20 protein-coding genes are annotated in these 19,893 nt (G+C 67.6%); 11 read left to right on the top strand and 9 right to left on the bottom strand.

Annotated features, from left to right (window positions below):
- Positions 1-96 precede the first annotated feature (96 nt).
- Complete coding sequence (locus tag I1A62_RS33040) at positions 97-1,659, top strand: 4-hydroxyphenylacetate 3-hydroxylase family protein (protein WP_124390183.1); 1,563 nt, start codon at positions 97-99, stop codon at positions 1,657-1,659.
- Positions 1,660-1,685: 26 nt separating this feature from the next.
- Positions 1,686-2,216: an NADH-dependent flavin reductase gene (gene nphA, locus I1A62_RS33035; RefSeq protein WP_124390184.1), complete on the top strand. Its 531-nt coding sequence runs from the start codon at positions 1,686-1,688 to the stop codon at positions 2,214-2,216.
- A gap of 67 nt (positions 2,217-2,283) precedes the next feature.
- Here the strand turns inward: nphA and I1A62_RS33030 are convergent, their stop codons facing one another.
- The 5 genes from I1A62_RS33030 to I1A62_RS33010 form a co-directional block, all read right to left on the bottom strand.
- A complete protein-coding gene (locus I1A62_RS33030) occupies positions 2,284-2,697 on the bottom strand; it encodes a tautomerase family protein (RefSeq protein WP_219456513.1) in 414 nt (137 codons plus the stop codon).
- Between the two features lie 27 nt (positions 2,698-2,724).
- Entirely contained in the window at positions 2,725-3,477 is a 753-nt protein-coding gene (locus I1A62_RS33025; RefSeq protein WP_124390186.1) for an SDR family NAD(P)-dependent oxidoreductase, read from the bottom strand.
- Between the two features lie 79 nt (positions 3,478-3,556).
- Positions 3,557-5,035, bottom strand: coding sequence for an aldehyde dehydrogenase (locus I1A62_RS33020; RefSeq protein ID WP_219456511.1), 1,479 nt, complete (start codon positions 5,033-5,035; stop codon positions 3,557-3,559).
- A gap of 16 nt (positions 5,036-5,051) precedes the next feature.
- On the bottom strand, positions 5,052-6,095 hold the full coding sequence (dmpG, locus tag I1A62_RS33015) for a 4-hydroxy-2-oxovalerate aldolase (protein WP_219456510.1): 1,044 nt from the start codon (positions 6,093-6,095) through the stop codon (positions 5,052-5,054).
- Positions 6,092-6,970, bottom strand: coding sequence for an acetaldehyde dehydrogenase (acetylating) (locus I1A62_RS33010; protein ID WP_219456508.1), 879 nt, complete (start codon positions 6,968-6,970; stop codon positions 6,092-6,094). Before I1A62_RS33010 ends, dmpG begins: the two co-directional genes overlap by 4 nt.
- Before the next feature lie 222 nt (positions 6,971-7,192).
- Here I1A62_RS33010 and I1A62_RS33005 point away from each other — a divergent pair, with 222 nt between their 5' ends.
- Positions 7,193-8,260 carry a VOC family protein gene (locus tag I1A62_RS33005; RefSeq protein ID WP_124392188.1) on the top strand — a complete coding sequence of 356 codons (1,068 nt, stop codon included), beginning with the start codon at positions 7,193-7,195 and terminating at the stop codon, positions 8,258-8,260.
- 70 nt (positions 8,261-8,330) lie between these two features.
- Here I1A62_RS33005 and I1A62_RS33000 read toward each other — a convergent pair whose 3' ends face one another.
- Positions 8,331-9,221, bottom strand: coding sequence for a LysR family transcriptional regulator (locus tag I1A62_RS33000; protein ID WP_072938885.1), 891 nt, complete (start codon positions 9,219-9,221; stop codon positions 8,331-8,333).
- Positions 9,222-9,423: 202 nt separating this feature from the next.
- On the opposite strand from I1A62_RS33000, the gene I1A62_RS32995 reads away from it, so the two are divergent.
- Genes I1A62_RS32995 through I1A62_RS32985 form a run of 3 tightly spaced genes read left to right on the top strand, consistent with a single transcriptional unit; the run spans position 9,424 to position 12,525 of the window.
- Positions 9,424-10,905: a sodium:solute symporter gene (locus I1A62_RS32995; RefSeq protein ID WP_124392187.1), complete on the top strand. Its 1,482-nt coding sequence runs from the start codon at positions 9,424-9,426 to the stop codon at positions 10,903-10,905.
- A gap of 28 nt (positions 10,906-10,933) precedes the next feature.
- Positions 10,934-11,569 (top strand): TetR/AcrR family transcriptional regulator, encoded by a 636-nt coding sequence (locus I1A62_RS32990; RefSeq protein ID WP_219456506.1) that lies wholly within the window; start codon positions 10,934-10,936, stop codon positions 11,567-11,569.
- Positions 11,566-12,525, top strand: a complete 960-nt coding sequence (locus I1A62_RS32985) for a C-terminal binding protein (RefSeq protein ID WP_219456504.1) — start codon at positions 11,566-11,568, stop codon at positions 12,523-12,525. Before I1A62_RS32990 ends, I1A62_RS32985 begins: the two co-directional genes overlap by 4 nt.
- Positions 12,526-12,534: 9 nt before the next feature.
- On the opposite strand, the gene I1A62_RS32980 is transcribed toward I1A62_RS32985, so the two are convergent.
- Together I1A62_RS32980 and I1A62_RS32975 are read right to left on the bottom strand one after the other, a co-directional pair.
- Complete coding sequence (locus I1A62_RS32980) at positions 12,535-13,317, bottom strand: class II aldolase/adducin family protein (protein ID WP_124392184.1); 783 nt, start codon at positions 13,315-13,317, stop codon at positions 12,535-12,537.
- Positions 13,318-13,427: 110 nt separating this feature from the next.
- The gene (locus tag I1A62_RS32975) at positions 13,428-14,012 is read right to left on the bottom strand and encodes a TetR/AcrR family transcriptional regulator (protein WP_219456502.1); all 585 of its coding nucleotides are present in this window, start codon (positions 14,010-14,012) and stop codon (positions 13,428-13,430) included.
- A gap of 98 nt (positions 14,013-14,110) precedes the next feature.
- On the opposite strand from I1A62_RS32975, the gene I1A62_RS32970 reads away from it, so the two are divergent.
- The 3 genes from I1A62_RS32970 to I1A62_RS32960 all read left to right on the top strand — a co-directional run bounded on the left by I1A62_RS32970 (position 14,111) and on the right by I1A62_RS32960 (position 17,695).
- A complete protein-coding gene (locus I1A62_RS32970) occupies positions 14,111-15,508 on the top strand; it encodes a cytochrome P450 (RefSeq protein WP_124392182.1) in 1,398 nt (465 codons plus the stop codon).
- Between the two features lie 77 nt (positions 15,509-15,585).
- Positions 15,586-17,109 carry an MFS transporter gene (locus I1A62_RS32965; protein ID WP_219456501.1) on the top strand — a complete coding sequence of 508 codons (1,524 nt, stop codon included), beginning with the start codon at positions 15,586-15,588 and terminating at the stop codon, positions 17,107-17,109.
- Complete coding sequence (locus tag I1A62_RS32960) at positions 17,099-17,695, top strand: TetR family transcriptional regulator (RefSeq protein ID WP_072938902.1); 597 nt, start codon at positions 17,099-17,101, stop codon at positions 17,693-17,695. Before I1A62_RS32965 ends, I1A62_RS32960 begins: the two co-directional genes overlap by 11 nt.
- Before the next feature lie 4 nt (positions 17,696-17,699).
- Here the strand turns inward: I1A62_RS32960 and lhgO are convergent, their stop codons facing one another.
- A complete protein-coding gene (gene lhgO, locus I1A62_RS32955; protein WP_219456499.1) occupies positions 17,700-18,905 on the bottom strand; it encodes an L-2-hydroxyglutarate oxidase in 1,206 nt (401 codons plus the stop codon).
- A gap of 42 nt (positions 18,906-18,947) precedes the next feature.
- Between lhgO and I1A62_RS32950 the strand changes: the two genes are divergently transcribed.
- Positions 18,948-19,217: a helix-turn-helix transcriptional regulator gene (locus I1A62_RS32950; RefSeq protein WP_072938908.1), complete on the top strand. Its 270-nt coding sequence runs from the start codon at positions 18,948-18,950 to the stop codon at positions 19,215-19,217.
- An 80-nt stretch (positions 19,218-19,297) separates the two neighbouring features.
- Complete coding sequence (locus I1A62_RS32945) at positions 19,298-19,870, top strand: ATP-dependent Clp protease proteolytic subunit (RefSeq protein ID WP_219456498.1); 573 nt, start codon at positions 19,298-19,300, stop codon at positions 19,868-19,870.
- Positions 19,871-19,893: the final 23 nt, after the last annotated feature.

Genomic DNA, 19,893 nt, shown 5'->3' with positions numbered 1-19,893 from the left:
TCCCGGTCGCGCGAGCCCCGGACTTCGGCTACCGATGCGCGCCAGCGCAATCGGCCGCCGGGCCGAATCCTGCCCCTCGACACCAGGAGTGAAGACATGACCACATCAGCGTTCGTCGACGATGCAATCGGAGTACCCAACAGCGTTCGGCCCATGACGGGCGAGGAGTACCTCGAGTCGCTTCGCGACGGCCGGGAGGTGTATTTCCGTGGGGAACGCGTCGACGACGTCACCACGCATCCAGCCTTCCGCAACTCGGCGCGGTCCGTGGCCCGGATGTACGACGCACTGCATCGGCCGGAGTCACGCGGTGTCCTGGCAGTGCCGACGGACACCGGCAACGGCGGGTTCACGCACCCGTTCTTCAAGACCGCCCACAGCGCCGACGACCTGCTGCAGGCGCGTGAGGCGATCGTGGCCTGGCAGCGGGAGGTGTACGGCTGGCTCGGCCGCTCCCCCGACTACAAGGCCTCCTTCCTCGGCACCCTCGGCGCCAATGCCGACTTCTACGGCCCCTACAAGGAGAACGCGCTGCGCTGGTACAAGCAGGCGCAGGAACGGGTGCTGTACCTCAACCACGCCATCGTCAACCCGCCGATCGACCGCGACAAGCCGGCCGACGAGACCGCCGACGTGTGTGTGCACGTGGTGGAGGAGACGGACGCCGGCCTGATCGTGTCCGGTGCGAAGGTGGTGGCGACGGGGTCGGCGATCACGAACGCGAACTTCATCGCCCACTACGGCCTGCCGCTGCGCAAGAAGGAGTACGGCCTGATCTTCACCGTGCCGATGGATTCGCCCGGCCTGAAGTTGTTCTGCCGCACGTCCTACGAGATGAACGCCGCCGTGATGGGAAGCCCGTTCGACTACCCGCTGTCGAGCCGGTTCGACGAGAACGACGCGATCATGGTGTTCGACCGGGTACTGGTTCCGTGGGAGAACGTCTTCGCCTACGACACCGAGACGACGAACAACTTCGTGATGAGGTCGGGATTTCTGTCCCGCTTCATGTTCCACGGGTGCGCCCGGCTGGCCGTGAAGCTCGATTTCATCGCCGGGTGTGTGATGAAGGGCGTGGAGATGACCGGTTCCGCCGGCTTCCGCGGTGTGCAGATGCAGATCGGGGAGATCCTGAACTGGCGCGACATGTTCTGGGGCCTGTCCGACTCGATGGCCAAGTCACCCGAGCCGTGGGTGAACGGTGCCGTGCAGCCGAACCTGAATTACGGTCTCGCCTATCGCACGTTCATGGGTGTGGGCTACCCGCGTATCAAGGAGATCATCCAGCAGGTGCTCGGAAGTGGACTGATCTACCTGAACTCCCATGCGAGCGACTGGAACAACCCGGCGATGCGGCCGTATCTCGACCAGTACGTGCGCGGCTCCAACGGGGTCGCCGCCATCGACCGCGTTCAGTTGCTCAAGCTGCTCTGGGACGCCGTCGGCACCGAGTTCGGCGGTCGACACGAACTCTACGAACGCAACTACGGCGGCGACCATGAGGCCGTCCGGTTCCAGACGCTGTTCGCCTACCAGGCCAGCGGTCAGGATCTCGCGCTCAAGGGGTTCGCCGAACAGTGCATGTCGGAGTACGACGTAAACGGGTGGACCCGACCCGACCTGATCAACAACGACGACCTGAAGATCGTCCGGAGCTGAGTAGAGGGCGGATGAGGAGTCAAGCCATGACCGACACGGTCCGCGGATCCGACCTCGAGGTGACGGCGCTGCACATGCGGAAGGCGTTGGGGCGATTTGCCAGCGGCGTCACCATCGTGACCACCGCCGAATGCGACGACGAGGACTCGGTGCACGGGATGACCGCGAACGCCTTCACCTCTGTGTCGCTCGACCCACCGCTCGTGCTCGTGTCGATCGCCAACCGAGCGAAGATGAACGATCGGATTGCGGAGACCGGCAAGTACGGCGTCTCCATCCTGGCGGGCGATCAGGAACCTGTGTCGCTGCACTTCGCCGGTGCGGCACAGCAACCCGATCTAGTGCGGTTCGTGTGGCGCAGGGGTGTGCCGCTCCTCGAAGGCGCCCTTGTGCACCTGGCGTGCACGGTCGTCGCCTCGTATCCCGCGGGCGATCACACCCTGCACGTGGGCAGGGTCGAGCAGCTGTCGTACGACGATGGTCACCCGCTCGTCTTCTACACCGGCAGCTTCCGGTCGCTCGAGCTGCTCGGGCGTGACGAACCCTGGGGATTCTGAGCACGACGCAACGGGAAGGGCGGTCGCGACGAGTGTCGCGACCGCCCCTTTCTCGCGTAAGGCCGGCTCAGTGTGACGCGCGGGAAGCGATCTCGTCGGCACGAATTGCGGCAGCTGCGGTTCCGGCGATCGCCCAGTTGGCGGGGTCGACCTCGACGACCTGGCCGCGCACGAGCGACCGCGGCGTGTCGAGCACGTCGACCACGACGTCGGTGAGTCGTGACGCGAGTTCCAGGCGTTGCTCGGCAGGCCGGCCGGCGAGCACGATCGCGGTGAAGTACGGCGCAGGCGGCGCACCGTCGGCGACAACGGTTCCCGCCACAGCGACGTCGTCGGGGGCGTAGCACACGATGAACGCCCGGACTCGGTCGATCGGCGAGTCGAGTACCTCGGAGTAGCAGCGACTCGCCTCGGTCAGCAGCGTGTGGCGCTGTTCGGCCGTGTAGGCGCCGTCGACGAGGTGGAAGTGTGCGACAGGCATGGGGGGCAGTTCCTTTCGAGGAGGCGATCAGTGGATTCCGTGCCGGGTTCCGGCGTCGACGTTGATGACGGAGCCGTGCAGCGCCGCGGCTTCCGGGGCGAGCAGCGTCTCGACGATCCAGCCGATCTCGTGAAGCGTCGGCAAGCGGCCGAGAGTGGTCTTGGCCCGGTATCGGTCCCAGATCTGTTCCGGGTCCAGTCCGGTTTCCGCGGATTCCGTCTCCACGAATGCGCGCAGCCGTGGGGTGTCCACCGGCCCGGGCGCGATCGTGTGGGTGGTGACTCCCCTCGGCCCGTACAGGGCGCTGAGTTGGCGCATGAGGTTGAAGACCGCGGCGTTCACCGTGCCGGGCGCGGCGTCGAGCGGACCGGGCTCGAGGCCGAGAGAGCCGGCGATCGTGACCAAGCGAGAACCGTCGACGAGATGATCGCGGACGGCGTGCAGGAGGCGGACGAGTCCGCCGACCTTGATGTTCGCCCCCACGGCGAAATCCCCTGGTGCGATGGTGTCGGCAGATCCCCGAACGGGGAGGCCCGCCGCGAACAGGGCCATCCGCACCGGCGAATCCACCAGACCGGAGATCGCGTCGATGGCGCTGTCGTCGGCGATGTCGGCGGTGCAGGGAATGATCCGCTCGTCCGCGGCGGCGAGTTTCTCGAGGTCGTCGGGGTTTCGGGCGACGGCGAGAACGCGGAGCCCACGACGGGCCAATCGGAGGGTGATCTCGGTGCCCATCGCGCCGGTCGCGCCGACGACGACGCAGAGGTCGGGTGCAGTCACAGCAAAGTTCTCCTCGGGGTGTGAACGGCGAACGGCCGCAGCGGTGGGTACCGCTGCGGCCGTCCGTGGCGAAGTGTGGTCAGCTGCGCAGGCGGATCGTGACGGCCCGCGGTTCGGTGAAGAAGTCGCGTGAGTACTGGCCGCCCTCCCGGCCCAGTCCGCTGCTGCCTTCACCGCCGAACGGCAACCGGAGGTCGCGTTCGAAGAACGTGTTGATCCAGACGGTTCCGGCCTTCCAGCGTGCCGCCATGCGGTGCGCGCGATCGAGGTTCTGGGTGAACAACATTCCGGCCAGGCCGTACGGCGAGTCGTTCGCGATGCGCAGTGCCTCGTCCTCGTCCTCGAATCCGAGAACGGTCTCGACGGGGCCGAAGATCTCCTCGCGGGCGGTGCGGGAGTCGTTGGTCAGCCCGGTGATCACGGTCGGCGGGTAGTAGAAGCCTTTCGCCCGGGCAGCGTCGGTGAGCCGGGCGCCGCCAGTGAGAATCTTGCCGCCCTCCTCCTGCGCGAGTTCGACGTAACCGTGGACTTTCTCGAGGTGCCGCTGTTCGATGAGCGGGCCGAGGAAGTTCGAGGCGTCCTTCGGGTCGCCGACGGTGAGCTTGTCCGCCTCGTCGGCGAACCGCTCGAGGACTTCGTCCATGATCGAGTTCTGCACCAGCAGTCGGGAACCCGACAGGCACACCTGGCCGTTTCCGCCGAAGATCGCGCGGATCGACATCGGCACGGCGACATCGAGGTCGGCGTCGGCGAAGACGATGTTCGCGGACTTGCCGCCCATCTCCGCGGAGACCGGGGTGTGGTTGACCGCCGCGGACTGGAGAATCTTCACGCCCGTCGCACTCGATCCGGTGAACGTGATCCGGTCGACTCGCGGGTCGGCGGTCAGCGGCCCGGCGACGGCCTCACCGCCGAACCCGTGCACCACGTTGAGGACCCCTTCGGGCAGTCCCGCCGCCAGCGCCAGTTCGGCGAACCGGTGCGCGGTCATCGGGGTCTGCGGTGCCGGTTTGAGGACCGCGGTGTTGCCGAAGGCCAACGCCGGGGCGATCTTCCACGTCGCGAGCATCAGCGGCGCGTTCCACGGGCTGATCGCCGACACCACGCCCGCCGGCGGATACAACACGTAGGAGAGGAGGTCCCCGTCCGGGTATGCCTCGTTCGCCGCCATCGACACGTAGTCGGCGAAGAACCGCAGATTGTGGGCCACCCGAGGGATTTCGGCGTGCAGGGACTGGTTGATGCTCTTGCCGCCGTCTCGGGTCTCGATCAGCGCCAGTTCCGTCCGGTGTTCGTCGACCGCATCCGCGACCGCATGGAGGATCTTTGCCCGCTCCTTCGGCGACATCCGAGGCCAGGGACCGTCGTCGAAGGCGCTGCGGGCGGCGGTGATCGCGGCGTCGCCGTCGTCAGCGGTGCCGCGCGGCACGGTCGCGAGCAGCGAACCGTCGTGCGGGTCCCGGGATTCGAAGGTTGCGCCGTCCGAGGCCGACTTCCATTCGCCGCCGATGAGGTGGCGGATCTCGGTCACGTCGGGTGCCGGCTCCGTGGTGGTCATGTGCTGTTCTCCGTTCTCAGACCGGGGCCGGGGCCGGGGTCTCGTAGGTGCGGCCGGCCAGTTCCGAGGCGACGTCGATGATCATGTCTTCCTGGCCGCCGATGACGCCGCGACGACCGAGCTCCATGAGGATGTCGCGGGCGGGGACGCCGAACTTCTTCGCGGCCCGCTTGGTGGGGTGGAAGAAGGTGGAGTACACGCCGGCGTAGCCGAGGATCAGGGCGGTCTCGTCGACGATCTGCGGTTCCTTCATCAGCGGCGCGACGACGTGCTCGGCGGTGTCGATGAGCGGGAACAGGTCGACCCCGGTGTCCCAGCCGGCCCGCTCGAAGGCGGCGGCGAGGACCTCGGTCTGCGCGTTGCCGGCGCTGGCACCGAGCCCGCGCAGGGACCCGTCGATGTAGGTGGCCCCGTTCTCGGCGGCGGTGAGTGCGTTGGCGATTCCGACGCCGAGGTTGTTGTGGGCGTGGAATCCGATGTCCGCGGTGATCGCCTGCCGCAGGGCGGCGACCCGGTCACCGGCGTGCTGGGGCACCATGGCGCCGGCGGAGTCGACGACGTAGACGACGTCGGCGCCGTAGGAGTCGAGTTTGGCGGCCTGCTCGGCGAGCGGTTCGGGCGCGAGTTTGTGGCTCATCATCAGGAACGTCATCACGGTCAGGCCCTGCTCCTTGGCCCACTCCACCGGCTGCTGCCCGCAGTCGGCCTCGGTGCAGTGCACCGCGACGCGGACGGTCTTGATGCCGGCGTCGATGGCCTTCTGCAGTTCGGCCAGGGTCGCGATACCGGGGACGTACAGGGCGGCGATGTCGGCGTTCTCGACGGCGTCGACGGCGGCGCGCACGTAGTCCGGGTCGGTGGCGGCGGCGAACCCGTACTGGATGGACGAGGCGCCGAGTCCGATGCCGTGGGCGACCTCGATGGTGCCGACACCGGCCTTGTCCAGTCCGCGGGCGATGTCCGCGACGTTCTGCGGGGTGAACTGGTGCGAGACCGAGGACATGCCGTCGCGCAGGGTGGTGTCGACGATCGTGATCTTCTTCTGGGCGGGGGTATTCACTGTGCTGCTCCCTGGACGAGGTTCTGCTGGGCCATGACGTCGGCGACCTGGACGGCGGCCGCGGTGATGATGTCGAGGTTGCCGGCGTAGGTGGGCAGGAAGTCGCCGGCGCCGACGACCTCGAGCATGACGGTGACCAGGTCGCCGTCGACGTCGACCAGGCGCAACGAGTAGCCGGGGACGTACTGCTGCACCTTGGCGACCATGTCGATCACGGCGCGCTCGATGGCGGCCGGGTCGGGGTTGCGGACCTTGGCGTAGACGGTGTCGCGCATGTTCATCGGCGGTTCGGCCGGGTTGATCACCGAGATCGCCTTGGCGCGGTCGGCGCCGGCGACCTGGGCCAGCGCCTTGCCGGTCTTCTCGCTGAATTCGCTGAGGTTCTGGCGGGTGCCGGGCCCGGCGCTGTGGGAGGCGATGGCGGCGACGATCTCGCCGTAGGAGGCGTCGGCGACCTCGTTGATGGCGTAGAGGATGGGGATGGTGGCCTGGCCGGCGCAGCTGACCATGTTCACGTTGGGGGCGCTCAGGTGCGCGTCGAGGTTGACTGCGGGGACCACGTACGGGCCGACCGAGGCCGGGGTGAGGTCGATGGCGGTGATCCCGGCCTCGGCGTAGCGCGGTGCGGCGGCGGCGTGGATCTTCGCGGACGTGGCCTCGAAGACGATGTCGGGCAGCTCGGGCTGGGACAGCAGCCAGTCCACCCCGCCGGCGGAGGCTTCGAGGCCTTCCTGCCGGGCGCGGGCCAGGCCTTCGCTGGCGGGGTCGATGCCCACCATGAAGCGGGGTTCGACGTGCTCGGACCGCAGCAGCTTGTACATCAGATCCGTACCGATGTTGCCGGATCCGACGATCGCGGCGCTCTGACGACTCATCTTCCAGTCCTTCCCTGGGCAGGCGAGGTGATGAACCGAGGCTAGGAAGAATGTGCTGGTGCCGAACCGATGATTCGGAGGTGCGGGACAGCCGGAGGCTCTGCGCGACCGGTTTTCGGCTATCGCGAAAAGCGCTGACCGTGTCCCCCGGCGTCGACCACGCTCGTGACATCGACCACCACCGGTGCAACAGGCCCGGAAGTCGGAAATCCAGGAGAAGCCATGACTGACGCTCGTTTCGATATCGCGCATCTCGCCCGGGCCGAACTGTTCAGCCCCAAGCCGCAGGAGACGCTGGACTTCTTCACGAAGTTCCTCGGGATGTACGTGACGCGCCGGGAAGGACAATCGGTTTACCTACGCGGGTACGAGGATCCGTACCAGTGGAGCCTGAAGATCACCGAGGCGCCCGAAGCAGGCATGGGGCACGCTGCCCTGCGTGCAAGTTCCGCCGATGCCCTCGATCGGCGCGCGAAGTCGCTGAAGGATTCCAACGTCGAGGGCCGTTGGAGCGAGGACGAATTCGGCTACGGCAAGACCTTCGAATTCCAGTCCCCGGACGGGCACAACCTGCAACTGCTGTGGGAGGTGGAGAAGTACGTCGCCCCACCAGAGCTACAGAGCAAGATCCTCTCCCGTCCGTCGAAGAAGCCACTCCAGGGCATCCCGGTCAAGCGGATCGACCACCTCAACCTGATGGCGTCCGACGTGACCGCAGTGAAGGACTCGTTCGAACGACATCTCGGTTTCCGGACCACCGAGCGCGTCGTCGACGGGAACGTCGAGATCGGCGCGTGGATGAGCTCGAACATCCTCGGCCACGAGGTCGCCTGCATGCGGGACATGACCGGCGGCCGCGGCAAGCTGCATCACCTCGCGTTCTACTACGGCACCGGGCAGCACAACCTCGACGCGGTGGAGATGTTCCGCGACTACGACATTCGGATCGAAGCCGGGCCAGACAAGCACGGCATCACCCAGGGCCAGTTTCTGTACGTGTTCGAGCCGGGCGGAAACCGCATCGAGCTGTTCGGCGAGGCCGGCTACCTGCATCTCGACCCGGACGCCGAAACCAAGACCTGGCAGATGTCCGACATCGACACCGGTTTGGCCGTCGGCGGCGCCCAACTGCCGTGGGAAACGTACTTCACCTACGGCACCCCGAGTCCGCTTTCACTCGACCAGCACGTCGAGCAGTACGCCCACTTCGGGCCCGGTGCGCCTGATCCCACCACAGCGGAACTGACGATTCCCGACGAGTTCAGCTCACTCTCGCCGATCGAGGGGTGATCGAGCCGGTCGTGCAGACGGCCCGGATGCCGGTGTCAGCCGACATCCGGGCCGCCCGCGTGAGCGACGGTCAGCTGTCCATGCTGGTCCGGACGAACTCGCGGAACGTGAGGACCATCGGTTCGCGGGCCCGGCCGCGCCGGTAGATCAGCGAGAACGGCGCCTGATAGCCGAACGACGCGGGCAGGATCGGGCGCAGCCGGTTCCGGTCGACCCAGTACTCCGCGTAGTGCTCGGGCAGGTAGCCGATGTAGGCGCCGGACAGCACGAGGATGAGCTGCGCTTCCATGTTCTCCACCGTCGCCGACGGTTGCGGGAAGCCCTGGCGGGCGAGTTCCTGCTCCGACCAGTAGCCGCGGGTCACCATCCGCTGTTGCGTGATGACCTCGGGCGGCACCCGCTTCCTGCCGAACAGCGGATGTTTGTCGCTGCAGTACAGCCAGTGCTGCTCCCGGTGCAGCGCCTGGGAGACGAGGCCGTTCATCGGTGACGCGAACGCGCCGACCGCGACGTCGATCCGGTCGTCGAGCACTCCGACCTGCAGCTCGTGCGGGGTCTGGATCTTCAGGTCGAGGTAGACGGCGGGATGGTCCTTGCTGAACACGCCGATCACGTCGGCGAGCGGCAGGGTGGCGTCGGTGACGGTGGAATCGAGCACCCCGATGGTGAGGGTGCCCCGCAGTTCGCCCTGCAGCGCGGCGCCGTAGCGTTCGAACCCCTCGAGCTCCCCCAGGATGCGGAGGCATTCCTTGTGGTAGAGCTCGCCCTTGCTGGTGAGGCCGAATCCGCCGCGGCCGCGGTGGCACAGGACGATGCCGAGGTGGCGTTCGAGCTGGCTCATGTAGGTGCTGATCGCCGACGCCGACAGTCCGAGTTCCTGCTGGGCGGGGGCGAACCCCTGGTGCCGGACGACGGCCGCGAAGATCTGGAGGAGCTTCAGATCGGGCAGCGAGCTGCGCATCGGGTTCCTCCGGCGGGTCGAAAACAGGCTGTGAGCTGGGTCGCACCATTACTTCACGATTTTCTGAAGTGATTATTTGTATCAAGTGATTTATTTCACGTCAATGTTCTTCTACGGTCTAGGGCAACGGTCTGACGAGACCGGCACCGACGGGACCCGCGCCCGTCATCACCGATCCGCTAGGACACGTGAAGGACGCATCATGGACATCACCATCATCCTGATCTACCTGGGCGCGATGCTCGCGTTCGGCTGGTGGGGCAAACGCCGCGCGAGCAACTCCAGCGAGTACCTCGTCGCAGGCAGGCGTCTCGGCGGATTCCTGTACACCAGCACGATGGCGGCCGTCGTGATCGGCGGCGCCTCCACCGTCGGCGGCGTCGGCCTCGGCTACAAGTACGGACTCTCCGGAATGTGGCTGGTCGTGTCAATCGCCGCCGGCGTGCTGCTGCTCAGCCTGCTCTTCGCTGCCCGGATCCAGCGCCTGAAGGTCTACACCGTCTCCGGGATGCTCAAACTCCGCTACGGCATCGACGCCACCGGCGCGTCCGGTCTCGTGATGATGGCGTACACCCTGATGCTCACCGTCACCTCCACGATTGCCTACGCCACCATCTTCAACGTGCTGTTCGGCTTCGACCGGACCCTGTCGGTGGTCCTCGGCGGTCTCATCGTCGTGGTCTACTCCGCGATGGGCGGCATGTGGTCGATCACGCTCACCGACGTCGTCCAGTTCGTCATCAAGACCATCGGCGTCTTCGTCCTGCTCCTCCCGTTCACGTGGAGCAAGGCCGGCGGGTACGCCGGTATCAAGGAGCGCGTCGGCGAACAGGCACTCGGGCTCGGCACCATCGGCACCGGCACCATCGTCACGTTCTTCGTCGTCTACACACTCGGCATCCTCATCGGGCAGGACATCTGGCAGCGCGTGTTCACCGCGAAGTCGCCGGAGGTCGCGCGGTGGGGCGGCGTCACCGCCGGCGTCTACTGCCTGCTGTACGGCGTCGCGGGCGCACTGATCGGCCTGGCCGCGTCCGCCCTCATGCCGGACATCGGTTCGTCCGACGACGTGTACGCCGACGTCGCCGTCCACGTCCTGCCCGTCGGCCTCAGCGGCATCGTCCTCGCCGCCGCGGTGGCCGCGATGATGTCGACCGCGTCCGGCGCGCTGATCGCCACCGCCACGGTCGCCCGCCAGGACGTCCTGCCGCTGGTGGCCCAGATCTTCGGCCGCACCCGGCCGGAACTCGACACGTCCGACCCGGAAGCCGACGTGCGCGGCAACCGCCTCTACGTGATCGTGATCGGCCTCGTCAGCATCGTGATCGCCGCGCTCATCAACGACATCGTCTCCGCGCTGACGATCGCCTACGACATCCTGGTCGGCGGACTCCTCGTTCCCATCCTCGGTGGGCTGGTCTGGAAGCGCGCCACGGGAACGGCCGCGATGGCCGCCATGGCGGTGGGCACCGTCGCGACCATCGCCACGATGTTCGTCGTCGGAGACGTCATGGCGAACGAACCGGTGTACGTCGGGCTCGTCAGCGCACTGGTGGTATTCGTGGCCACCAGCCTGTTCACCGAACCCACCCCGGCGAACGTGATGTCGGTGTGGAACGCGCGAGTGTCGGGAAAGGCCGAGGACGAGGAAGAACCGGAGCGGGCCCCGGCACCGATAGCCTGATTGGCGACAGCGCGTACTACCGGGAGGAATGACCGTGCCGAAGATCGTCGACCACGACGAGCGGAGACAGACGCTCGCCGACGCCGTGCTCGCGTTGATCGCCAGGGAAGGAATCTCCGCCGTCACCACGCGAGCGGTGGCGGAGGAGAGCGGGTGGTCGACCGGAGTGCTGAACCACTACTTCGGATCCCGGCACGAACTGCTCCTCGGGGCGCTTCGCCGGGCCGGTGACATCCAGGGTGACCTGTACCGGACGATCCTCGAGGAGGAGGGCACCGGTCCGATCGAGAAGCTGCGCAACATCACCGCCAGCATCCTGCCGCTCGACGAACGCCGACTCGCGATGACCCGCGTCTTCCTGTTCTTCTACGCGGAGGGGGCGGCCGAGGACACGGCCCGCGGTGAGATCGCGGGCTTCCTCGCCCGCTGGCGCGGCGTCGTGCGCGAGACAGTCGTCGCCGCTCAGCGGGAGGGCATCGTCTCCGCCGACCTCGACGCGGACGCCGTCACCGTTGCACTGGTGGCGCTGACCGATGGCCTTGCACTGCAGGCCATTCTGGATCCCGTTGTCATGGAAGCGATCAGCACCGGGGACACGGCCGCGCGCTGCGTCGACGCCGCCGTGCGGCGGACCACCGAAGAAGCGGGAGCTGTGGGCACATGACCGACCGTGTCGTCGTCCTCGACGACTTCATTCCGGCCGAAATCCTGTCCGATTCCCTTGCTGCCGAAGGTATTTCCGCAGACGTAGTTTATCAGTCCGAGTTCCCTTCCGGCCCCGGCGTCGTCGCGCTGCTGGTGGGTCCGGAAAACACCGGACTCGAGCCGCGTCACCTGTCGGAACTCCCGGACCTGCGACTGCTGTCGGCCACCTCCGCCGGGTACGACCACCTGCCGGTGTCGGCGGCGCACGAACGCGGTCTGTGGGTCACGCGGGCAGTGGACTACTGCACCGAGGAGGTCGCAGACCACGCGTTCGCGCTCGCCCTCGGGCTGATCCGATCCACCCACACCCTCGACGGGTCCGTGCGCGCCGGCGGGTGGGACGTCACGGCCGCACCGCCACGGCGCATCGCGGGAACCGTGCTGGGCCTCTACGGCTTCGGCCGGATCGCCGGCGCACTCGCGGTGCGGGCCCGGGCCGTGGGCATGACCGTGCTCGTCAGCGGCCGCGGGCTGAGCGACCGCGCCGCGGAACTCGCGGCCGACGGCGTCGAGGTGGTCGGGTTCGGCGAACTACTGCGCCGCTCGGACGTGCTGAGCCTGCACGTTCCCCTGACCCCCGAGACGCGGGGGCTGATCGACGAGCGTGCGCTGGCGACGATGCGGCCCGGCCGATATCTGGTGAACGTTTCCCGCGGCGGAGTCGTCGACCACGGCGCGCTCGGAGCGGCACTGCGCAGCGGGCACCTGGCCGGTGCGGCCGTCGACGTTCTTCCGAACGAACCTCCGGCACCGGACGATCCGATCCTGCAGTTCCCCAACCTGGTGATCACCCCGCACGCCGCGTGGTACTCGCCGCAGGTCGCTCGCACCCTGGCGGAGCAGTCTGCGCGCAACGTCGCCGCGGTCCTGACCGGCGCATCCCCGGTGGGAGTCGTTGCCCCACCGGGGATGTGATCACCCTTCTCAGTTCTTGTAGTCGGGGGCGGTCCGGTCCAGCATCCGCAGCAGCGCCGCCCACGCCATCTCGTAGGCCTGGTCGTCGGCGAAGTCGTCGGTGGCCTCGCCGGCAAATTGCCGCGCGGTGTGCTCGGCGATCTCGGCCGACGGCACACGCAGGTCGCCCGATGCCTGGGCGGCGATCTGGATGTCACACGCCTTCTCCAGGTAGAACATTCGCAGAAACGCCTCGGCAGCGGACTCACCCACGGTGAGCAGGCCGTGGTTGCGCAGAATCATCGCAGGGTGATCGCCGAGATCCTCGACCAACCGGACGCGCTCGGCCGTGTTGAGGGCGATGCCCTCGTAGTCGTGGTAGCCGACCCGGTTGTAGAACTCCATCGAGATCTGGTTGAGCGGCAGCAGTCCGTGCTCCTGTGCGGCCACCGCGCACCCGGCCTTCGTGTGAGTGTGCAGCACGCACTGCGCGTCCGTCCGGGCCTCGTGGATCGCGCCGTGGATCACGAATCCCGCCGGGTTGACGTGATATTCGGACGGTTCGACGAGTTCGCCGTCGAGCCCGATTTTCACCAGGTTGGAGGCGGTGATCTCCTCGAACAGCAGCCCGTACGGGTTGATGAGAAAATGATGTTCGGGCCCGGGAAGCCGGACCGAGACGTGCGTGAAGATCAGGTCGGTCATCTTGAAATGCGCGAGCAGGCGGTACACCGCCGCGAGTTCACGACGCAGTTCCGTCTCGGTCTTCGCCGGAGTCGCCCTGCCCTGCGACGTGACGGTGGGTGCACTCATGCGGGATCTCCTTGATCGCGGAACGGATTTCGGCTTAAATGTATCAACTGGTTTATATAAACGCCAGCGTTTGGCCACCCGTCACCGCCGCAAGACAACCGGTGCCCGGCTCAGTCGAGCCGCCCACCCAGCATGCCTCGCAGCGAGCGGAGGCAGAGTTCCCGTAGCTCGCTCTCGGCGATCGAGGGGTGGTCGAGCCAGTCCATGCAGACTGCGCGGACGAAGGCGATCCAGCCGCGCACCGCGACGCCGACGAGTTCCCGTTCGCCGGCGGGGGGATCTAGCGCGTCGACGATGCGGCGCTGCTGCGCGTCGAGTTCCCGATCGACGATGGCCCGGATGTCGGCGTCGGCCGACAGCGCGCCGCGGTTGATGGCCCGGACTCCGTGCCGGTGGCTCGCGACGTGCTCGAAGTACGCGTCGAGTCCGGCCGCGACCTGTTCCTCGACGGGGAGAGCGGCGTCGGGGGCCGTCACGTCGAGGAGTCGTTCGGATTCGCGTTCGACGATCGCGGCGAAGAAATCCCGCTTCGTCGGGAAGTAGTGGTACATCAATCCGCGCGACACCTCGGCGAGTTCGGCGACCTCCTCGATCCACACATCCTCGTACGGGCGGTCCGCGAACAGTCGCGCGCCGATGTCGAGCAACTGCGCGCGGCGCTGCTCGGGGGCGAGTCGGCGGCGGGCGCTGGTCATGCCAGCCACCGTACTGCTTGACACCGGTTCAGTAAGGCGTACCTTGCGTACTAGACATCAATTCAGTAACGCGGGCCACATCGACACGGGGGTCGACAATGAGCGTCGGATCACTGCACAGCACAGCGGAGGCGACGATTCCGCATCCCCGATGGCGGCTTCCCGTCTTCGGCGACGTGTTCGGGATCAGCATCCGCACTCCCGTGCAGAATTCGATGGAGATCGGCAGAAAACTCGGGCCCATCTTCGAACGCAACATTCTCGGCAACCGGTTCGTGTTCGCCTCCGGCGCCGACATGGTCGCGGAACTCTCCGACGAATCCCGGTTCGCGAAGCACCTGGCGCCCGGCGTCGCGTCGCTGCGTGAGGTCGGCGGCGACGGGTTGTTCACCGCGTACAACCACGAGCCGAACTGGAGCAAGGCACACAACCTGCTCGCACCGGCGTTCACGAAATCCGCGATGCGCTCGTATCACCGCACGATGCTCGACGTTGCCGGTGAACTGACGGAACACTGGGACGAGCGCGTGGGCGACTCCCCCGTCGACGTGTCGTCCGACATGACGAAGTTGACGCTCGAGACCATCGGCCGGACCGGGTTCAGCTATTCCTTCGATTCCTTCCGACGCGAGCGCCCGCACCCGTTCGTGCAGGCAATGGTCGGCGCGCTCAGCCACTCGCAGCGCACCACGTTCGTGAAGTCCACACCACTCGGACGGCTACTGGTGCGGCGGTCGGATCGCCGCAACGTCGCCAACCTGGAACACATGGCCGAGGTCGTCGACGAGGTGATCCGCGCCCGCCGCGACAGCGCCGAGGCCGGCCCCGAGGACCTGCTCGAACTGATGCTGCGGGCGGCCCGGGAGAACGACCCCCACCGGATCGACGAGTTGAACATCCGCCACCAGGTGGTGACATTCCTGGTTGCGGGGCACGAAACCACCTCCGGTGCACTGTCGTTCGCCCTGTACTACCTGTCGCGGCATCCCGACGTCCTCGCGAAGGCGCAGGCCGAGGTCGATGCGGTGTGGGGCGACGAGGAACCCGCGTTCGAGCAGGTTGCCAAACTCCGCTACGTGCGCCGGGTACTGGACGAATCGTTGCGGCTGTGGCCGACGGCGCCCGCGTACGGCCGGGAGGCCACCGTCGACACGACCCTCGTCGGCAAGTACCCGATGAAGGTCGGCGACTGGGTCCTCGTCCTCATCCCCGCCCTGCACCGCGACCCCGTGTGGGGTGAGAACCCGGAGGCGTTCGACCCCGACCATTTCCTGCCCGAGCGCATCCGGTCCCGTCCCGCGCACGTGTACAAGCCGTTCGGGACCGGCGAGCGGGCCTGCATCGGACGACAGTTCGCCCTCCACGAGGCCGTCCTGGTTCTCGGCACGATCCTGCGTCGATACGACATCGTGGGCGACCCCGACTACCGGCTGAAGGTCGCCGAACGGCTCACCCTCATGCCGGAGGGCTTCACGCTGCAGTTACGCCGGCGCTGACCACCATCGACCCCTTGACAGCCACAAAGTGAGAGTTACTATCAAAATATAGTAACTACCTTTCGAGTGGAGCTGTCATGAGTGAAACGACGGTCATCGAAGTCACCCCGCGCCGCTGGTGGGCGCTCGGCGCCCTGTCCGTGGCCATGCTGACCATCGGACTCGACATCACGGTCCTGACGGTGGCACTACCGACCCTTGCGGTCGATCTCGGTGCCGACAACTCGCAACTGCAGTGGTTCAGTTCGGCGTACACCCTGGTCCTCGCCGCGGCGCTGCTGCCCGCCGGGGCGCTCGGCGACCGATACGGCCGCAAGAAGCTACTGCTCGGCGCCCTCGTCCTGTTCGGTGCCGCGTCGCTGCTCTGCAGCTACGCGAGCACGTCGGGTCAGCTGATCGCCGGACGCGCCCTGCTCGGACTGGGGGCCGCGGTGATGATGCCGCTGTCGATGGCCGTGCTGCCCGTCCTGTTCCCCGACGCGGACGAACGGTCGCGGGCACTGACCATCTGGGTGACGTCCACCGCGATCGGCCTGCCCCTCGGCCCGATTCTCGGCGGCTGGCTGCTCGGGCACTTCTGGTGGGGATCGGTGTTCCTGATCAACGTGCCCCTCGTCGTCGTCGGCGCGATCGCCGTCGCGACCCTGGTACCGGAATCGCGCAGCGAGGAGCGGTCGACCACCGACTACCTCGGCGCCGTGCTGTCTTCGTTCGGATTACTCAGCCTCACTTACGGTTTCATCAAGGCCGGCCAGGACGGCTGGGGCGACGCACTGGCCTTGACGTCGATCGCGACGTCCGTGGTCGTGCTCGGGCTGTTCGCGATGTGGGAACGGCGGTCGCGGCATCCGCTGATCGACACGTCGTTGTTCGCCAGCCCCGGATTCCGCTGGGGCACGATCTTCACGACCCTGGTCAACTTCGGGATGTTCGGGCTGTTCTTCACGGTGCCGCAGTACTTTCAGGCCGTGCTCGGCGTGGACGCCCTGGGCAGCGGCCTCCGTCTGCTGCCGTTGATCGGCGGACTGCTGGTCGGCACGCGACTCTGCGACCAACTGCTTCGACGGGCCGGCGCCCGGCCGGTCATCGTCATCGGGTTCACTCTCCTCACCGCGGGTCTCGCGACCGGCGCCCTGACGTCCGTCGAGTCCGCGTACTGGTTCACTGCGACATGGATCGCGCTCGTCGGCGCGGGAATGGGTTGCGTGATGCCGGCGGCGATGGGTGCCGCCCTCGGGGCGTTGTCGGCCGAACGGTCCGGTTCCGGCTCGGCACTGATCCAGGCGCTGCGACAGGCGGGCGGCACGATCGGGGTCGCGGTGCTCGGCACCGTCCTCGCCACCCGGTACCGGTCCGAACTGGGCGAACTGGACGTGAATCCGGTCCGCGACGGCGTCAACGCCGGCGTCGCGGTGGCCAAGGCAACCGGCGACCCGTCGATGCTCGAGCACGTCCAGGCATCTTTCGTCTCCGGGATGAGCCTCATGCTGTGGATCTGCGCGGGAATCTGCGCCGTCGCGGTCGTGCTCGCAGCGCGTTTCACGCCCCGCGATACCCCGGTCCCTGCGCAGGATGAGTCAGAATCGGTACATGTCCACTGATGCCCGACCAGGCCTCCGGGAGCGGAAGAAGGCGCGCACCCGGCTGACCATCCGCGCCGAGGCGTTTCGGCTGTTCCACGAACAGGGCTACGCCGACACCACGATCGAGCAGATCGCGGAGGCCGCGGACGTGTCGCCGAGCACGTTCTTCCGGTACTTCCCCACCAAGGAACAGCTGGTCCTCGCCGACGATCTCGATCCGCCCATGATCGAGGCCATCGAGGCGCAGCCGCCGGACGTCCCGCTGATCACCGCGTTCCGGAAGGCGGCCGAGTCCGTTTTCGCCGGTCTGTCCGAGGCAGACATGGAGTTCGAGCGGACGCGTCAGGAACTGATGTATTCGGTCCCGGAACTGCGCGGGGCCATCATGCAGGAGATGGTGCGCAGCATCGACATGATCGCGGGCGTCACGGCGCGCAGGGTCGGGCGCACCGCCGACGACTTCGAGGTCCGCGCGCTCGCCGGGGCCATCGTCGGCGTCGTCCTCGGTGTGGTCGATCTGCTGCCGGGGAATCTGCCGCTCGCCCTGCGCGCACTGGAATTCCTCGAGGACGGACTGCCGCTCGGGCGGGACACCACGTCGTAAACCGTCACGTGGTCGTGCGTTCGAGAACTTCCGTCACGACGTGTTCGGCGATGGCGAGCGACGACGTCGCACCCGGGGAGGGCGCGTTCCGGACGTGGATCACGCGGTGCCCCCCGGTGATGACGAAGTCGTCCTCGAGGCTGCCGTCGGCGTTCATCGCCTGGGCGCGAATGCCCCGGGGGCCGCGGGTGACGTCGGAGCGGCGCACGTCGGGCACATACTTCTGCGCCTCCTTCACGAACTGGCCAGTACTAAGGACGGTGCGGGCCTCGCGGACCGCCGCCGCGGTGTTATGCGCGGCGAACCGCCAGAATCCGGGAAACCCGACTGCCGACACCACGTCCGATGCCGACCACCCCCGACGGTCGTACGCCTCCCGCCCGAGGGAGAGAAAAGCGTTCGGCCCGAGCATGATTCGCCCGTCGATCCGCTTGGTGAGGTGGACACCGAGGAACGGGTACCGGGGATCCGGGACCGGGTAGATCAGCCCCTTCACGAGTGAGGACCGCTCCGGCTCGAGCAGGAAGTAGTCGCCGAAGAACGGCACCACCCGGGGGGTTCGCGGTTCACCCGACAGCAGCGCCACCCGGTCGGACTGCAGTCCGGCGCACGTGACCACCAGGTCGAAGACCTCACTGCCGTGCCCGGTGGTGACCACCGTTTCCGACGCCCGGCTGTCCAGACCCACGACCTCCCGGCCGAGCAGCACGCGTCCCCCCGCCGCGGCGATGTCCGCGGCGAGGGCCTCCGCGATCGCCACGTAGTCGATGATCGCGGTGTGCGGCGAGTGCACGGCGGCGACCCCGCGGGCGTGCGGTTCGATCTCGGGGATCTCCGCCCCCGCGATCTTGCGGATACCGGGAACCCCGTTGGCCACCGCCCGGTCGAAGATGGCGTCCATCCGGCCCACTTCGGACGCGTCGTGGGCGACCACCACTTTGCCGCACTCCTCGTAGGCCACACCCTTGTCCTGCGCGTACTGCTGCAGGAGGGTGACGCCGCGGCGGCACAGGCGCGCCTTGAGGCTGCCCGGCGGGTAGTACAGACCGGCGTGGACGACGCCGCTGTTGTGCCCGGTCTGGTGGGCCGCGACCCGCGTTTCCTTCTCGAACAGCGTCACCTCGACGGCGTCCATCCGGTGCAGAAGTTCCCGGGCGACCGCCAGACCGATGATGCCGCCGCCGATGACGGCCGCACGAACCTTCGCCATGAGCACCCCTCCGTATACCGTTTTCGAGATACCATCGATGGTATGTCGACCACCCCTCGACGCACGTCTTTTCCCGGACTGGGGAACCTGTCCGATCGGCGTCGAGCGCTGCTGGACGAACTCGTCACCACCCGCCGCGAGCGGGGTCTGACGCAGACGGAGATCGCCGCCCACATGGGCACGTCGCAGTCGGCCGTGGCACGGCTCGAACGCGGCGACGTCGATCCCCGCCTGTCGACACTCGAACGGTATGCCGAGGCCGTGGGCGGGACGGTCGACTGGACGATCTCACCGCACCGGGAGTCACCATGATCTGGCCACCACCCACCCCACCGTCGGTCCCGCCTTTTCACACGCCCTGGCAGCCGGACCCCCGGTTACCGTCGGCACCGATGCCCGTCACGTCCGTCGGCGCTACCGGTGGTCCCGACTGGCTGGCCGAGCGCCTGTTCGACAAACGGATCGTCTCGCTCACCGGCCGGCTCGACGCGGAAGCCACGAACCGCGCGGCGGCGTCGCTGGCGCTGCTCGACGCGTCCGGCGACGACGAGGTCCAGTTGTGGCTGCACGGCGTCGACGCCGACGTCGACGCGGCCGCCACGCTCCTCGACACCCTGGACCTGATGGGCGTCCGGCTGCACGTGCACTGCCGCGGCGACGTCCGCGGAACGGCGATCGCTCTCCTCGCGCCTGCCGACCGCCGGACGGCGGCGGCGCACGCCACGTTCCACCTCCTCGAACCGCGGACGTCCTGCACCGGCCCGGCGTCGGACGTCGCCATCGCCGCGGAACAGCACGAGCAACAGCTGCGCAGACTCCAGCAGCGGATCGCCGACTCCTGCCGGCGTTCCGTCGACACGGTGATCGCAGACATGCGGGACCACCGGATCCTCACCGCCGACGAGGCCCGCGACTACGGGCTGATCGACACGATCACCGGTGCGCGCACCGTCGAAGGCGAGTGATCCGGCAGGCGGACCGCGGGCGC

Origin of the sequence: Rhodococcus sp. USK10 (genome assembly GCF_019378875.1) — a bacterium.
In the GTDB taxonomy this organism is placed as follows: domain Bacteria; phylum Actinomycetota; class Actinomycetes; order Mycobacteriales; family Mycobacteriaceae; genus Rhodococcus_F; species Rhodococcus_F pseudokoreensis.
Note: the sequence above shows the minus strand (reverse complement) of the source record. Positions and strands in the feature narration are given on the sequence as shown.

Bases quoted from the DNA above. Each gene is read 5' to 3' on its own strand.
- I1A62_RS33040 (WP_124390183.1), top strand. From the start codon at position 97: ATGACCACATCAGCGTTCGTCGACGATGCAATCGGAGTACCCAACAGC.
- I1A62_RS32965 (WP_219456501.1), top strand. From the start codon at position 15,586: ATGAGTGAAACGACGGTCATCGAAGTCACCCCGCGCCGCTGGTGGGCG.
- I1A62_RS33020 (WP_219456511.1), bottom strand. From the start codon at position 5,035: ATGACCACCACGGAGCCGGCACCCGACGTGACCGAGATCCGCCACCTC.
- I1A62_RS32985 (WP_219456504.1), top strand. From the start codon at position 11,566: ATGACCGACCGTGTCGTCGTCCTCGACGACTTCATTCCGGCCGAAATC.
- I1A62_RS32980 (WP_124392184.1), bottom strand. From the start codon at position 13,317: ATGAGTGCACCCACCGTCACGTCGCAGGGCAGGGCGACTCCGGCGAAG.
- lhgO (WP_219456499.1), bottom strand. From the start codon at position 18,905: ATGGCGAAGGTTCGTGCGGCCGTCATCGGCGGCGGCATCATCGGTCTG.
- I1A62_RS32970 (WP_124392182.1), top strand. From the start codon at position 14,111: ATGAGCGTCGGATCACTGCACAGCACAGCGGAGGCGACGATTCCGCAT.
- I1A62_RS33010 (WP_219456508.1), bottom strand. From the start codon at position 6,970: ATGAGTCGTCAGAGCGCCGCGATCGTCGGATCCGGCAACATCGGTACG.
- I1A62_RS33000 (WP_072938885.1), bottom strand. From the start codon at position 9,221: ATGCGCAGCTCGCTGCCCGATCTGAAGCTCCTCCAGATCTTCGCGGCC.
- I1A62_RS32950 (WP_072938908.1), top strand. From the start codon at position 18,948: ATGTCGACCACCCCTCGACGCACGTCTTTTCCCGGACTGGGGAACCTG.
- nphA (WP_124390184.1), top strand. From the start codon at position 1,686: ATGACCGACACGGTCCGCGGATCCGACCTCGAGGTGACGGCGCTGCAC.
- I1A62_RS33005 (WP_124392188.1), top strand. From the start codon at position 7,193: ATGACTGACGCTCGTTTCGATATCGCGCATCTCGCCCGGGCCGAACTG.
- I1A62_RS32960 (WP_072938902.1), top strand. From the start codon at position 17,099: ATGTCCACTGATGCCCGACCAGGCCTCCGGGAGCGGAAGAAGGCGCGC.
- I1A62_RS33030 (WP_219456513.1), bottom strand. From the start codon at position 2,697: ATGCCTGTCGCACACTTCCACCTCGTCGACGGCGCCTACACGGCCGAA.
- I1A62_RS32945 (WP_219456498.1), top strand. From the start codon at position 19,298: ATGCCCGTCACGTCCGTCGGCGCTACCGGTGGTCCCGACTGGCTGGCC.
- I1A62_RS32995 (WP_124392187.1), top strand. From the start codon at position 9,424: ATGGACATCACCATCATCCTGATCTACCTGGGCGCGATGCTCGCGTTC.
- I1A62_RS32990 (WP_219456506.1), top strand. From the start codon at position 10,934: ATGACCGTGCCGAAGATCGTCGACCACGACGAGCGGAGACAGACGCTC.
- I1A62_RS32975 (WP_219456502.1), bottom strand. From the start codon at position 14,012: ATGACCAGCGCCCGCCGCCGACTCGCCCCCGAGCAGCGCCGCGCGCAG.